This is a genomic window from Aggregatibacter sp. HMT-949, from assembly GCF_041734645.1.
In the GTDB taxonomy this organism is placed as follows: Bacteria; Pseudomonadota; Gammaproteobacteria; order Enterobacterales; family Pasteurellaceae; genus Rodentibacter.
Map to the genome: position 1 here is coordinate 755,365 of NZ_CP162010.1, position 15,226 is coordinate 770,590.

Annotated in this window: 12 protein-coding genes; 7 read left to right on the forward strand and 5 right to left on the reverse strand. The window is 42.1% G+C overall.

Annotated features, from left to right (window positions below; all coding sequences use genetic code 11):
• Window positions 1-17 precede the first annotated feature (17 nt).
• From AB3F25_RS03540 to AB3F25_RS03550, 3 genes are read right to left on the reverse strand one after another with little or no spacing between them, the layout of a single operon-like run.
• Entirely contained in the window at window positions 18-761 is a 744-nt protein-coding gene (locus AB3F25_RS03540; protein ID WP_373604132.1) for a YdcF family protein, read from the reverse strand.
• Complete coding sequence (locus tag AB3F25_RS03545) at window positions 740-1,717, reverse strand: polysaccharide pyruvyl transferase family protein (protein WP_373604133.1); 978 nt, start codon at window positions 1,715-1,717, stop codon at window positions 740-742. Before AB3F25_RS03545 ends, AB3F25_RS03540 begins: the two co-directional genes overlap by 22 nt.
• Window positions 1,714-3,237, reverse strand: a complete 1,524-nt coding sequence (locus tag AB3F25_RS03550) for a polysaccharide biosynthesis protein (protein ID WP_373604134.1) — start codon at window positions 3,235-3,237, stop codon at window positions 1,714-1,716. The genes AB3F25_RS03545 and AB3F25_RS03550 overlap by 4 nt, the downstream gene beginning before the upstream one ends.
• A 591-nt stretch (window positions 3,238-3,828) precedes the next feature.
• Between AB3F25_RS03550 and AB3F25_RS03555 the strand changes: the two genes are divergently transcribed.
• The 6 genes from AB3F25_RS03555 (at window position 3,829) to gshAB (ending at window position 11,818) form a co-directional block, all read left to right on the forward strand.
• Window positions 3,829-4,599 carry a glycosyltransferase family 25 protein gene (locus tag AB3F25_RS03555; protein ID WP_373604135.1) on the forward strand — a complete coding sequence of 257 codons (771 nt, stop codon included), beginning with the start codon at window positions 3,829-3,831 and terminating at the stop codon, window positions 4,597-4,599.
• A 1-nt stretch (window position 4,600) separates the two neighbouring features.
• A complete protein-coding gene (locus AB3F25_RS03560) occupies window positions 4,601-5,809 on the forward strand; it encodes a hypothetical protein (protein ID WP_373604136.1) in 1,209 nt (402 codons plus the stop codon).
• The gene (locus tag AB3F25_RS03565) at window positions 5,802-6,683 is read left to right on the forward strand and encodes a glycosyltransferase family 2 protein (RefSeq protein WP_373604137.1); all 882 of its coding nucleotides are present in this window, start codon (window positions 5,802-5,804) and stop codon (window positions 6,681-6,683) included. The genes AB3F25_RS03560 and AB3F25_RS03565 overlap by 8 nt, the downstream gene beginning before the upstream one ends.
• Before the next feature lie 28 nt (window positions 6,684-6,711).
• The gene (locus tag AB3F25_RS03570) at window positions 6,712-7,515 is read left to right on the forward strand and encodes a glycosyltransferase (RefSeq protein ID WP_373604138.1); all 804 of its coding nucleotides are present in this window, start codon (window positions 6,712-6,714) and stop codon (window positions 7,513-7,515) included.
• A 100-nt stretch (window positions 7,516-7,615) separates the two neighbouring features.
• Entirely contained in the window at window positions 7,616-9,442 is a 1,827-nt protein-coding gene (uvrC, locus tag AB3F25_RS03575; protein ID WP_373604139.1) for an excinuclease ABC subunit UvrC, read from the forward strand.
• A gap of 93 nt (window positions 9,443-9,535) precedes the next feature.
• Window positions 9,536-11,818, forward strand: a complete 2,283-nt coding sequence (gene gshAB / locus AB3F25_RS03580) for a bifunctional glutamate--cysteine ligase GshA/glutathione synthetase GshB (RefSeq protein ID WP_373604140.1) — start codon at window positions 9,536-9,538, stop codon at window positions 11,816-11,818.
• Between the two features lie 112 nt (window positions 11,819-11,930).
• Here the strand turns inward: gshAB and AB3F25_RS03585 are convergent, their stop codons facing one another.
• Both AB3F25_RS03585 and AB3F25_RS03590 read right to left on the reverse strand, forming a co-directional pair.
• Window positions 11,931-12,095: a hypothetical protein gene (locus AB3F25_RS03585; protein ID WP_373604141.1), complete on the reverse strand. Its 165-nt coding sequence runs from the start codon at window positions 12,093-12,095 to the stop codon at window positions 11,931-11,933.
• Complete coding sequence (locus tag AB3F25_RS03590; protein WP_373604142.1) at window positions 12,085-12,711, reverse strand: DUF1919 domain-containing protein; 627 nt, start codon at window positions 12,709-12,711, stop codon at window positions 12,085-12,087. The genes AB3F25_RS03585 and AB3F25_RS03590 overlap by 11 nt, the downstream gene beginning before the upstream one ends.
• A gap of 186 nt (window positions 12,712-12,897) precedes the next feature.
• Here AB3F25_RS03590 and AB3F25_RS03595 point away from each other — a divergent pair, with 186 nt between their 5' ends.
• Window positions 12,898-15,168, forward strand: a complete 2,271-nt coding sequence (locus tag AB3F25_RS03595; RefSeq protein ID WP_373604143.1) for an NADP-dependent malic enzyme — start codon at window positions 12,898-12,900, stop codon at window positions 15,166-15,168.
• Window positions 15,169-15,226 lie beyond the last annotated feature (58 nt).

Genomic DNA, 15,226 nt, shown 5'->3' on the forward strand with positions numbered 1-15,226 from the left:
AAGAAGAGGCTTTAAATTTATTTTTCTTTCCAATATCCAATCCATTCTTTCAGCAATTGCATATTTTTTGCCAGTGCGCCGCCTTGAGGAATAAAATGCATCATATTTAACCCGTATTCTTGCGGTGTAATACCTTCCCCGACACTCGCCGGCATTACCACAAAACCTTGTTGTTCAAATAAGAGTTTTGCGCGCTGCATATGCCACTCGTTCGTCACCAAAATAATTTTATGAATTCCTTCTTTTTCCAATATTTGCTTAGTGAATAAGGCGTTTTCTTTTGTTGTGAGTGCTTTCGGCTCAATCCATTTGGTCGGAACATTGAAAAAGTTTTGTAATTCCTCCGCCGCGACTTTAGCTTCAATTGCACCGGTCGGGCTGGCGCCGGTAATTAACAGCGGAAGTTTGGTTTCTTTTTGCAAATAAGCAGCGTAACGCAACCGTTCCAACTGAACCGCATTGGAGGCAAGAGGGGCATAAAGTTCTTGGCTGTCGCGTAAACCACCGCCGAGCAAAACGATCGCTTGCGCTTGTTTATAGTCATCAAGATTAAGATGCGCTTCAATTGTCAGGCTATCCTTTAGCGTTTGTGCGGTAAAAGGAATGCTTAATATATAGAGTAGGGCTATCCCTAATGCAGTTGAAATTCGGCTTAATTTTTTAAAGTTTAATTTTGCCAGAATCAGCGCCGCAATCCATAAAATCAAAATATTAAACGGTGGTAGGAGCATTGCGGTGATTAGTTTTTTGAGTTCAAACATGATTTATCCAATTCAACAAAGTTTACATTTTTCGTCCATAGTTCGGCATAACTTAAATTTTTGCCGTAAGCGTTATCGCAAACGCAGTTTGGAATGTCCAGTAAGCAGGAAAAAATATGTCCGTGCAAACGGGTTGTGGTGATGTACTCGTTTTGCAAAAACACATTTGCCGCACGATTGATAATGCGTTTGGTGTAGGCAAACCAGAACTGATGGCAAAGATCTTTTAACCAACCCCGGTTTTGTTTATTGGCGAATTTGTTCAAACGCCAACTTAGCGCCAACACGATATTGTCTATATCAGAAAGAATATCGTCCCAGTCTTTAATATCGGCATTTTCCGGTAAGGAGGCCAAAATATTTTTTTCTATTTCGCTAGCCTCGATATCCTTGCGCAAAAAATAAAGCCGTTTGCCCGAGTTGTTCGACTTTATCGGTAAGGCTCCGTAAAGTTCGTGCGCCATATCGGGAAATAAATGTACCTTCGGTGAAAATTGTTTGAATGCTTTCGCGGTGCGAGTATCGCGGGCTAATAAATGGCAGTCGGCATGTTTTCGGAAAAGCGCCGCGGATTTTTCAAGATTTTTTTCATCTTTAAAATATAGCGTTTGCGGCAAAACGATAATTCGATTATCCAGAAAATGTTTTACCATTTCTTCACGAAGTTTTTGGTGTTGCAAATAAAGATCACCGAAGTTACCGCCACCGTGTAATAAAATCGTGGTATTCGGTGTGATTTTTCGTTTTATTTCATTAATATTCATATCGTATTCGCTGCGCCTTAATCTCACTTTAATGCGGTGCTGTTTAAAGAACTGCTCCGTTCCATGATAAATCAATAAATCGCCAACGTTTAAATGCAACGGATAATCAAAGTAAAACACATCGTTTTTATCTTTGATTAAATCTGCAATCGGAGCAAGTTTTTGTTTTAAAGAAACGAGTGTTGAATTCATTTTTTTACCTTTTTCAAAATATAGCCGAATAAGAAATTTTTTTCCGCGCGATTTAAGCCGAAGATTATAATTACGGCGATTAATAGCGCTTCTAATAAAATTGCTTCCGCCACAAATTCAAAGAATGAATAAGAATGTTGGGTATCCGATAAATAAATGAGCCCGAGTAACAAGACGAAAATTATCCCGATATTGAATAAATAGGTAACAAATTCCACTCGACTAAATTTAATTTTTTTATTAATAAAATAGAAACGATAGATTTGCATTGAAAGCGCAGTGAAAAATTTGCCGATAAAGGCGTAAACCGGACTATAACCTAGGCTAAATAAATAGTAGGCGAGCGGCACTGTGCAAAGATCAATTATTGCTAAAATAATATTGTATTGTTTGATACCGCTTGAACCAATGGCCAATGCGGTCATCCAGAAAGAGCCGGCCATAGCGCTGATCAGTGAACATAGCAAAGTGGCTTGTACTAATTGATCGGCATAGCGCGGAACATGCTCGCCAAGCCAAAAGGTAAGCAAGGTATGGCTAAAATAAAATACCGGAGCGGCTAAAATCGCGATTAAATAAAAGGAATATTTTGATGTACTGAGAATCAGTTTTTTATTGCGTTCATAATCTTGTGCCGCATAAGACTGCACCAATTGCGGGTTAAATGCGACTTGGAAATTATTTACGAAACTATACACGGCGGTATCCACTTGTGTAGCAATACCCACTGCCGCATTCACGGTGACGCCAAAAAACAGATTGGTCACCATATTCAAGCCTTGCGTGGAACCTACATAACCCGCCTGTCCGAGTAACATCCAACCTGAAAAGCTTGCCATTTCTTTGGTTTTGTTTAGATCTTTTTGGAAATTAAAGCGGGTTTCCGCGTAAAAAGTACGGCGTGTAAAACTAAAATATAGCGAGAAAACTGATACGCTGACACAAAGTAATAACCAACTGTACGAAATCAATTTATCGTATTGTTCGATTTGCATCAAAATCAAGACGGCGGAAAGTTTGAATGCGGTTTCCGCCAAACCAAGCCAGGCGTAAAAAGACATGCGCTCATGAGCTACAATCATCGCGTTAAAAGGTACTTTAAGGATATCAATCAGTCCAATCACTAACGCTGCTTGGTACATCATATTGGCAGCATGGAGGCGTTCTGCCGGAATAATTAATTGATGATTTAAAAACCAAAGCCCTACGGTTTCAGCTAACACCGCCACGACAAACATAATAAATAGGTGGTTGAGGATGCTGATATTAAACACCTTATTTACGCGAGCGGTATCGTTTGAGGCTTTTTCCACGTTAATAAAACGCTGGGTGGTCGCTGTCATGGTGCCGTTAAAGAAAGAAAACAAAATCACCACACCCATCACAATGTTATAAATTCCGAAATCCTCCACCCCCAATACGCGTAATACGACACGCGAAATATAGAGCATCGCCCCCATGTTAAAGAACATACGGATGTAAAGAAACAGTGTGTTTTTAGCAATGGTTTTGTTGGACATTACGGATGACTTTTACCTGAAAATTGGTGGAGGATTATAGTTTTGTTCGTAATTGCGAACAAGTGGTCATAGACATTTTGACAGGGTTCTTAGCGATAAATTGAAGTTGTTCACGCTAGTGCTATTTTTATTGACGCAATCTAAAAGAAACGATAAGACAACGTGCCCATATTATTGATGATGAGAAGCCCATTTATAAATTAAAAATTGCTCACACTTGATGTAAATCATGATGGCAAGCTCGATTTTGCTAATGTGCAACGCATCTCGCTTCAATAATGGAAAGGATGGTTGTTCTTATCAAAACAGGATTCTGTACTGCCCAACGAGCACCGAATTGGAACGGCCTACAATGGAACGGCCTCCAATGCGGTGCTATTTTGAATTGAGACGGTTACCTTCGTTCAGTCCGAAAAACCTGATTTAGGCTTGGAGCGATTGTGGCATGATTTCGTTTTTTTAAGCGCACTTCTCTTCACAAACCTCATGCCAAGATTGTTTATCTTTAGTATAATTGGCCGTCACTTCTTTCTATGAAGTGATTTTTTATTTCCTTAATCAAATAGCGAAAAAAATTTAACCGAGCTAATAATGAATAAGTATTTAATTTCTCTTGATAAAGATAATCAACGTCGTGAACTGTTTTTTTCTCAGAAGAATACGGCGGATTTTCAAGTATTTTCCGCGATTAATACCATGCAAGTCGAATGGGATGAACTTGCCGAACAGTTCGATTTGGCACAATTTGAACGACATTACGGGCGTAAGGTGACCAAAGGCGAGATTGGTTGTACTTTAAGTCATCTCAACGTGTACCGCTTAATTGTGGAAGATGATGCGGTGCTCGAAGATGATTACGCGCTGGTATGCGAAGACGATGCATTGTTTGCAGCGAATTTTCAGCAAAATTTGACAGCGCTTTTAGCTTCGGATTGCTCGGTGCCGATTTTGCTTATCGGCCAGTCCAAAATTGCCGATTTTTATGCGGGCGAATTGGAAATTAATTATCCGATCGCCTTTTCTTTCTTGTGCCGGAAGGCGGGTGAGGTCCGTTATGCGTATCCGTACAAAAGTTATTTTGCCGGCACGGTAGGGTATTTGATCAAAAAATCCGCTGCGCGAGGTTTCTTAAAACGACTTGAAGCGGAGAAACCGTTTTGGCTGGCTGATGATTTTAGGTTATTTGAAACGAAATTTGCCGTATCTAATCAAGTGGTGCGCCCGCTAATGGTGATCGAAAATCCGCAATTAGTCAGTAATCTCGAAGCCGTTCGCGGTTCGCAGGCCAATAATTTGGTGAAAAAATTGTTGAAATATCCGCTTAAAAAACTGATGGCGATTCGAAGAAATTTAGGAAAGTAACATGAGCGCACTTTTTAACCTTTTTTATATTTACGATCCTTGGTTTTTCCATGTGGTGCGTATGTCTGTAGTGGCCGGATTAGCGGCTTTCACCGTATTGGCGTATCGATATTGGAAAAAAACGTCGCCACAAAATTTTCAAGGTTTCGTCGTGCCGATGGACAGTCTTGCCGTATTGATCGGTTTAATTTTATTTAGTGTGATCCCATTATTAGTAAATGGTACGCGCGATTTTTCTGTCCTTGTCATGTATGTGAAAGAACTGATTTTATTTGTTTTCGGTATCGGCCTTTATAATCTGTTTTATGCGCTGCCAAATGGGAAACAATGTGCGGTACGGGATTTACAAATCGGTGTTGCTGTGCAATTTGTGTTAGGCGTGCTGGCGTTGTTCGGCGTATCTTTTGTGGTGGATTTTTTATTATCTACCAATGCGGTGCTGCCCGCGCGTTTCTATGGTTCCGAACAGGAATATCGCCTGTATAATCTGACGTCGGCAGCGTTTTTTCAGCTTAGTTTATTCTATTTAATGCTGTTTCATTTCTTGTTGGCGTACGACGCAAAACATAATTCCGTTCCGAGCATCTTGGTATTGTTAATCCTTTGTATTGGCTTGATTTCAGGCAGAACATTTTTATTGCTTTCGGTGGTAAGTATTGCTGTGTATTTCAAGCGACGTTATCTGCCGTCACTCATTGCATTTGTCTCATTGGTATTAGGTTTAGCTTATTTTTTACCATTTAATCCTTATGTGGCTCACGCACTTGAGCCGGTGATTAATTTGTTACATGGTGCCGGTTTTGTGAGTTCATCTACCGACACGTTAATGAAAAATCATTTATTTATGCCGACCTTAAAACAATTTTTAATCGGTGACGGTATGTATATGACGGACGAGTTGGAAGCAGGGCGTTATTACGGCCATACGGATTCCGGATTTTTGCGCCAAATTTTATACGGCGGTTTGAGTTATGCATTAGTATGCTTTTTAGTGACGTTCTATTTCGTACGCAAAGTAGCATTAAATTGGTTTGACGGTAGCTGGAGGTTCATTTTGTCCACCTTTGTTATTCTCGCTGTCAGCAATGTTAAAGCCGATACCTTCGCCTTTCCGGGTATTATGTTTGTCATGTTGATGTTTTTGTCATTATTTGGCTCGCACGGCAAACAACGAATTTTTTTAACCCCAAAGGAGGTGAAGCATGTTTAGTATTATCGTTCCTTCCTATAATCGAAGAGATGAAATTCCGGCGTTGCTGGACAGTTTAACCCGGCAAACTAGCCATGATTTTGAAGTGGTGATTGTGGACGATTGCTCCGAATATCCGGTTGTCGTGGAGCAATCTTATCCTTTTGCGGTGCGCGTGGTTCGTAATCAAACTAATCAAGGTGCGGCGGAAAGCCGCAATATCGGTGCGCGCGCGGCAAAAGGCGAATGGTTGCTATTTTTAGATGATGACGATCGTTTTGCGGATAATAAATGCGCCCGATTAGCCGAGATTATTGCTACTCATATTGACGTTAATTTTCTTTACCATCCGGCCAAATGCGAAATGGTAAACGAAGGTTTTAGTTATCAGACAAATCCGATTGAACCGCAAGAAATCAGCATTGAACGCATTTTACTTGCCAATAAAATCGGCGGTATGCCGATGATTGCTGTAAAAAAATCGTTGTTTCTAAAAATAGGCGGATTATCAAGCGCGCTTCGTTCCCTTGAGGACTATGATTTCTTGTTAAAATTAGTGAAAGAACCGACCTTTAAGCCGTACAAGGTGGATGAAGCGTTGACTTATTGTACTTTTCACACCAAACGTTCCAGCGTTTCGACAGACACGTCTAACACGCAAAAAGCCATTGATTATATTCGCGAACATTATGTGGAGAGCGAGCAACAGGCGCGTAATTTTGCCATTAATGCTCAATATATGCTTGCTTATCCGAATGTGATGAATCTTTCTCGCAAAGCTGCAAAATACTATTTCGCTATTTTCCAAAAAACAAAAAGCGTGAAGCAGTTGCTGATTGCATTAGTCGTGCTAATTTCGCCAAAATTAGCAATTAATTTGAAACGTTTTATGTAATTGTGATGAATAGAAGAGAAGGAAAATAATGAAATTTTCAGTTTTAATGTCCTTATATATTAAGGAAAATCCGGAGTATTTAAGAGCGTGTTTTGCAAGCCTTGTAGCGCAAACCCGTCCGGCGGATGAGATTGTGTTGGTATTTGACGGCGCGGTTACGCCGGAATTAGAAGCCGTGGTTGACGAATTTGAATCTCAATTACCGTTAAAATTGGTTAAATTGCCGCAAAATCTTGGCTTAGGTAAAGCGCTAAATGAAGGCTTGCTGCATTGTTCCTACGATTGGGTATTTCGCATGGATACCGATGATATTTGTGTGCCGGAACGTTTTGAAAAACAAACGGCATTTATTAATGCCCATCCTGATACGATTATTTTTGGCGGGCAAATCGTCGAATTCGGCCAGAATATAAATGATATTGTTGCCTATCGTAATGTGCCAACTGATGCGGTGTCCATTGTGAAGTTCACTCGGAAACGTTGTCCGTTTAACCATATGACGGTGGCGTATCAAAAGAATGCGGTGCTTGATTGCGGTGGCTATGAAGATTTGCAAGAAGATTATTACTTGTGGATAAAACTTATAGCCAAAAAACAGCAAGTGGCAAATTTACCGGATATTCTCGTTTATGCTCGCGTTGGAAACGGTATGGTAGGGCGTCGGCGCGGTTTAAATCATGCCAAAGCCGAGTGGCGTTTGTTTAAATTAAAATATCGTCTCGGTATTCAAGGATTCGTATCGGGTTTATTCACTTTTGCTCTGCGATCCGCCTCTCGTTTACTGCCGACCGCTTTATTGAAAGCGATTTATAACAAGTTTTTGAGAAAATAGATTGCTGTTTCTCTCACCGGAAAGTCGTTCGAATAAGGAACCACTAAATGCGTTTCTTGCTTGTTTGAATATAACGCTACTTCATTAAATTTTATTTTTCATGTTCGATTCAAAAAAATTCCTCGCAGATGTTTCTCATGAGCCCGGTGTTTATCGTATGTATGACGATAAGGAGCAAGTGATCTATGTAGGCAAGGCGAAGGATTTAAAGAAACGTTTGTCGAGTTATTTTCGCGCCAACCTTAGTAGCAAGAAAACCGAGGCGTTGGTGGCGTCGATTCATCATATTGATACGACGATTACTTCTAGCGAAACGGAAGCTTTGTTGCTCGAACATAATTTCATCAAACTTTATCAACCGCGCTACAACGTGTTATTGCGCGACGATAAATCCTATCCTTTTATTTTGCTCACTAAAGAACGTCATCCGCGTATCGGCGCTTACCGTGGCGCAAAGAAAATTGCCGGTGAATATTTCGGGCCTTATCCCCATGCCGGTGCGGTGCGCGAGACATTGTCGCTATTACAAAAATTATTCCCTGTGCGTCAGTGTGAAAATTCAGTTTATGCCAATCGTTCACGCCCTTGTCTACAATATCAAATTGGACGCTGCTCCGCGCCTTGCGTATCGGGTTATGTGACGGATGAAGAATATAATCAGCAAGTGGAACTCGCGCGTTTATTTTTGCAAGGCAAAGATCAGCAAGTGTTGGATTATTTAATCGACAAAATGGAACGCGCGAGTCGCGAATTGGATTTTGAGCAGGCGGCGCGTTATCGCGATCAAATCCAAGCCGTGCGCTCAGTGACTGAAAAACAATTTGTCGCCAACGAACGTTTGGACGATATGGATATTATGTCTATTGCCTATCAACACGGCTTAGCGTGCGTGCAAGTGATGTTTATTCGTCAAGGCAAAGTATTGGGTAATCGCAGTTATTTTCCAAAAGTACCGGCAAATACGGATCTTTCCGAACTGACCGAAACCTTCGTGGGGCAATTTTATCTGCAAGGACATCAAGGACGAAGCATTCCGAATACTATTATTGTGGATCGTAAACTCAGTGCAAAAGCCGAGTTAGAGCAACTTCTGACGGAACAAGCAGGACGAAAAGTGATGATTCAAGAAAGCGTGAAAGGTGATAAAAGCAAATATCTACAATTAGCGCAAGTGAATGCCAAAGCGGCGCTGGTGACTCAACTTAAACAGTCTTCACGCATGTCCGAACGTTATCAAGCCTTATGCGAATTGCTCGATATGGCGGAAATTAAGCGCATGGAATGTTTCGATATTAGTCATACTATGGGCAGCCAAACCGTGGCTTCTTGCGTAGTGTTTAACCAAGAAGGCCCGCTGAAATCTGATTATCGCCGTTTCAATATCGAAGGCATCACCGGCGGCGATGACTATGCGGCGATGGAGCAGGCGTTAAAAAAACGTTATGACCGAGAGTTGGAAGAGGAGAAAATTCCTGACGTCATTTTTATCGACGGCGGCAAAGGGCAGCTTAATCGTGCCTTGGCTGTATTTCGCAGACTCAACGTAAAATGGGACAAAAGCCGACCACACTTAATTGGCGTAGCGAAAGGCGTGGATCGTCGTGCCGGTCAAGAAATACTGATTATCAGTAAACAAAACCGTGAAATTCATTTGCCGGACGACAGCCTTGCGTTGCATTTGATTCAGCATATTCGCGACGAAAGCCACAATCACGCCATCAGCGGGCATCGTAAAAAACGCCAAAAAGCCTTTACTCAAAGCGGTTTGGAAACTATTGAAGGCGTAGGTGCCAAACGTCGCCAAGCATTGCTGAAATATCTCGGTGGCTTGCAAGGAGTGAAAAATGCGACATTGGATGAAATTGCTTCCGTGCCGGGTATTTCGCGTAAACTGGCGGAAACGATTTTTGAAACACTCCGAAGTTAATTTTAAGTCATTGGCAAACGGCTCAAATTTGTTATTTATTTTCTTTGAATTTCTGACCATAATACCGGCTATTTTTTTCAAAAAGGATTTTTTATGAACATTCGTCAACTCATCAAACAGCACCGCATTGAACGCCTATTCCAGCAAGGCACTTTCGGCATTGAAAAAGAAAGCCAGCGCGTTTATGCGGACGGCTCGATCGTCACAACGGAACATCCAAAGACGTTTGGTAATCGCAGTTTTCACCCTTATATTCAAACGGATTTTGCTGAAAGTCAGTTAGAATTAATCACACCACCGACAAAATCTTTAGAAGACACTATGCGTTGGCTTTCCGCAATTCATGAAGTCGTATTGCGTAGTTTGCCGGAAGACGAATATATTTTCCCGCTCAGTATGCCTGCCGGTTTGCCGCCGGAAGAACAAATTAAAGTCGCGCAATTAGAGAATCCGGAAGATGTGGCTTACCGCGAATATTTGGTGAAAAGTTACGGCAAATATAAACAAATGGTGAGCGGTATTCACTACAATTTCCAACTTGATCCGTCTGCCGTTAAAGCGCTTTTTGAGGCGCAAACGGAAGAAAAAAATTTGTTCAACTTCCAGAATAATTTATACCTGAAAATTGCTAAAAATTTTCTACGCTATCAATGGATCTTGCTGTATTTACTTGCCGCCACGCCGACTGTGGACGAAAATTATTTTCGTGAGGGTTCGCCGCTGCGTCCACAACAATATGTGCGTAGCTTGCGTTCCAGTCCCTTTGGTTATGTGAACGATCCGGAAATTAAAGTCTCTTTTGATAGCCTGGAAGCCTATGTTGACAGTCTTGAGCATTGGGTGAACAGTGGTAAGTTAATCGCTGAAAAAGAATTTTATTCAAATGTCCGCTTACGTGGCGCGAAAAAAGCACGCGATTTATTGCAAAGCGGCATCCAATATCTTGAATTCCGTTTGTTTGATCTCAATCCCTTTGCCGCTTGCGGTCTTCTTTTAGAAGACGCCAAATTTATTCATTATTTCATTTTATTAATGGCGTGGTTAGAGGATACAGCGGATCAGGACGCGATAGAACTGGGTAAAGGACGTCTTGCGGAAGTGGCGTGGGAAGATCCGTTGGCGCAAAGCGCGTATTCGGTGGAAGGCGAGCTAGTACTTTTTGAGATGCTTGAAATGCTTGAAGAACTGCAAGCCGATGATGGAATTAAGGCGATTGTAAGGGAAAAATTCACGCAATTTGCCGAACCGTGGAAAACTGTTTGCGCGAATGTCGTGGTTGCTATTGAGAAAGCGGGCGGTTATCAGCAATTAGGCGCGGATATTGCAAAAGGCAATAAACTTCTTGCTTTTGAGCGTTTCTATGCCTTGTCTGCATTCGATAATATGGAACTTTCTACCCAAGCATTGATGTTCGATGCGATCCAAAAAGGCTTAAAGATCGAAATTTTAGACGAGCGCGATCAATTCCTAAGTCTGCAATACGGCGAGCATTTGGAATATGTGAAAAACGGTAATATGACTTCGCACGATAGCTACATTTCGCCGCTAATTATGGAAAATAAAGTGGTGACTAAAAAGGTATTGGCAAAAGCCGGTTTTAACGTGCCGCAAAGCATGGAGTTTAACGATGTGCAAACTGCGGTGGAGAATTTTCCGCTATTTGACGGTCGCGCGGTAGTGATTAAACCGAAATCCACTAATTTCGGCTTGGGCATTACCATTTTTCAACAAGGCGTGCAAAATCGCGAAGACTTCGCCAAAGCGGTGGAAATTGCCTTCCGTGAAGATAAAGAAATTATGGTAGAAGATTATTTGATCGGCACCGAATATCGTTTCTTCGTATTAGGCGATAAAACCTTGGCGGTATTATTACGTGTGCCGGCAAATGTTATTGGCGACGGTGAACATACAATTAAACAATTGGTGGCGATGAAAAATGCTGATCCGTTGCGCGGTGATGGTAGTCGCACGCCGTTGAAGAAAATCGCCTTGGGGGATATTGAAGAATTGCAGTTAAAAGAGCAAGGTTTCACACCAATCTCCATTCCGCCGAGAGATGTTATTGTTCAGTTGCGTGCGAATTCGAATATCAGCACCGGCGGTGACTCGATTGATATGACTGATCAAATGCACGAAAGCTACAAACAACTTGCTGTCGATATTAGTAAAGCAATGGGCGCGGCAGTGTGTGGCGTGGATTTGATTATTCCCGATTTAACCAAACCGGCTCAGCCGAATTTGCAGTCTTGGGGCGTCATTGAAGCCAATTTTAATCCGATGATGATGATGCATATTTTCCCGTATGCGGGGGAAAGTCGTCGAGTAACGTTGGACGTCATTAGTATGTTATTTCCGGAACTGCCGTTGTATCGTTAAAACTGGCTAAGCAGAATCGAAATTCGCTCTTTCGTTTGAAAGAGCGAATTTTTTTATCGAAAATTAATGGCCGGTGCACGATTTATGCAGAAATAAATGCCCGACATAAGATTTAGCAAGGGTTCAATGCGGTGCTCTGAGAAGGGTTCAATGCGGTGCTCTGGGAAGAGTTCAATGCGGTGCTCTGAGAAGAGTTCAATGCGGTGCTCTGGAAAGAGTTCAATGCGGTGCTCTGAGAAAAGAGTTCAATGCCGTACCGCATGAAGTTATTTGCCATTAAACCACGCCACATAATCGAATTGATCATAATATTTCACGCCATTCCACCCGGAAAAGGTAAACAAATCGCCTACTTGGTTTTGTTTTTCAAAACCTTTGATATAAAACGCGGATTTAAATTCGGGATAAGGTTTGCGAGTGAACACCACTTTATTTTTGAAGGGCAGTTGATCGAAGGCGGCTAAATCTTCATAAGCGATGCCTTGCGCATCGTCTTTGTCGGTCATCATGATAAACAGATTATCCAAATTCATTCGGGCGGAACGCGCCAGCCATTTTTGTTGGGCTTCTTGACTGTTGCGATAGTGCATAAAGTGAACTTTAAGATCGGCTAATTTTGCGACGGGATAAGGTTTCTCTGATTGGATAAAGGTGAGCGATTGTCGTTGATAAAATTCGATATTTTGCAGGTAACGAACGAAATCGTTCGGGCTTAAGTAGAGATTTACGAACGGTGAGTTAAACGGTTCATTTAAATCGTGCAGAATAAACGCGCCCACACAATTGGCGGAAATTACCGTCATGCCGTGATTTTGTAAACGAGATTTGAGTCGGCGATTGATAAATATTCTTTGTATTTTGTTGATCGCGCTTCTGATTTTTGATAACAGCATAATTCCTCCTAGGGGGCGCTATCCTATCGCTTTTTACCCGTCTAATTCAATGATTAATTTTGTTACGAATTGGTGAAAATTTGAGGTTTATCACAAATTTGGGCTGTAAAAATAAGTATAATCGGTGCGTTTTTTCAGTCTGATTCTTCATAATCAAGTTTTATTTCACTAGAACGGAGTACTTATATGAGCGAACAATTACGTAAAGCCGCATTGGATTTTCACGAGTTCCCCATTCCGGGAAAAATCGAAGTTACCCCGACCAAATCACTGGCGACGCAGCGTGATTTGGCGCTCGCTTATTCTCCCGGGGTAGCGGAACCTTGTTTAGAAATCGAAAAAGATCCGCAAGCTTCTTATAAATACACGGCGCGTGGTAATTTGGTCGCGGTGATCTCAAACGGTTCGGCCGTGTTGGGATTGGGCAATATCGGAGCGCTTGCCGGTAAGCCGGTTATGGAAGGAAAAGGCGTATTATTTAAAAAATTCGCGGGCATTAACGTATTTGATATTGAAGTGAATGAACATGACCCGGATAAATTAATCGATATTATTGCCTCTCTTGAACCAACTTTCGGCGGGATCAATTTGGAAGATATTAAAGCACCGGAGTGTTTTTATATCGAACAAAAATTGCGCGAGCGAATGAATATTCCGGTTTTTCATGATGACCAACACGGTACGGCGATTATCAGTGCAGCCGCGATTATTAACGCATTACGTATCGTCGGCAAGGAAATTGAAAAGGTACGCTTGGTGGCGTCCGGAGCGGGGGCGGCCTCTATCGCTTGCTTGAATTTATTATTATCCCTCGGTATGAAACGTGAAAATATCACCGTTTGTGACTCAAAAGGAGTGGTATATAAAAATCGTGATGAGCGTATGGATCAAACCAAAAAGAATTACGCGATTGATGACAATGGCTGGCGTACCTTGTCGGATGCCATTCCAAATGCGGATATTTTTCTTGGCTGTTCGGCAGCGGGTGCATTAACGCAAGATATGGTAAAAACCATGGCGGCACACCCGATTATTTTGGCACTGGCAAATCCTAACCCGGAAATAACTCCGCCTGAAGTGAAAGCGGTTCGCCCTGACGCAATTGTGTGTACCGGCCGTTCTGATTACCCAAATCAAGTTAATAATGTACTTTGTTTCCCATTTATTTTCCGCGGTGCATTGGATGTGGGGGCAACAGCTATCAACGAAGAAATGAAGCGTGCGGCAGTTTATGCTATTGCGGATCTTGCCCTAGAAGAACAAAACGAAGTGGTAACTTCGGCTTACGGTGGTGAGGGCGCTACTTTTGGCGCAGATTATATTATTCCGCGTCCGTTTGATCCGCGTCTAATCGTCCGCATTGCACCGGCTGTTGCAAAAGCGGCAATGGAATCCGGTGTAGCGGCTCGTCCAATTTCAGATTGGAACGAATATATTGAGAAATTAACCCAATTTGTTTATAAAACCAGCCTTTTTATGCGGCCGATTTTCAATCAGGCCAAACAAGCTCCGCAACGTATTATTATTGCCGAAGGGGAAGAGGCCAATGCGTTGCACGCGACGCAAGAAGTGATTTCTATGGGCTTGGCCAAACCGATTTTAATTGGTCGCCAATCTGTTATTGAAGCGAAAATTAAAAAATTGGGCTTGCGTTTACAAGCCGCTGTGGATTTTGAGATTGTCGACAATGAAAATAACCCGCGTTACGAAGAGTGTTGGAAACATTATTACGAATTAACGAAACGTAAAGGAATCACTCAGGCGGTCGCAAAACGTGTGGCGCGTTCTAATACGACCGTATTAGCTTCGACTTTAGTAAGCCTTGGTTATGCTGACGGATTAGTTTGTGGTTTATTTGGTTCTTACGGCAAACATTTAGCCTCAATTCAAGACATTATCGGTTTAAAAGACGGTGTGAAAGTACCGGCAACCTTGCAAAGCCTTGTGTTACCAAGCGGCAACGTATTTTTAACGGATACGCACGTAAATACGGATCCGAATGCGGAGGAACTGGCAGAAATTACCTTAATGGCGGCGGAAGAGGTCCATCGTTTTGGTATTGAACCGGCAGTGGCGTTGCTTTCCCATTCTAACTATGGCTCATCGAATGAGCTTGGCGCGCCTAAAATGCGTGAAGTTTTAGACTTGGTTAAGGCACGCAATCCTCAATTGATGATTGACGGTGAAATGCGTGGTGATTTGGCTATGAATGAAGCGCATCGTCGTGAAATTATGCCGGACAGTCCGCTCAAAGGCTCTGCCAACTTGCTAGTGTTTCCGAATTTAAGTGCGGCTCGTATTAGTTATAGCTTACTCCGCGGCACTACAACGGCAATTACTATCGGGCCGATTCTTATGGGCGTGAATAAATCCGCACATATTTTAAATCCAAGCGCTTCTGTCCGTCGCATTATTAATATGATTGCGTATGCAGCGGTTAAAGCGCAACAAGACTAGATCTTTTAAAATGTAAAAAGAGCGAGCACTTGATCTGCGCCCAAAAGTTAGATGGTTA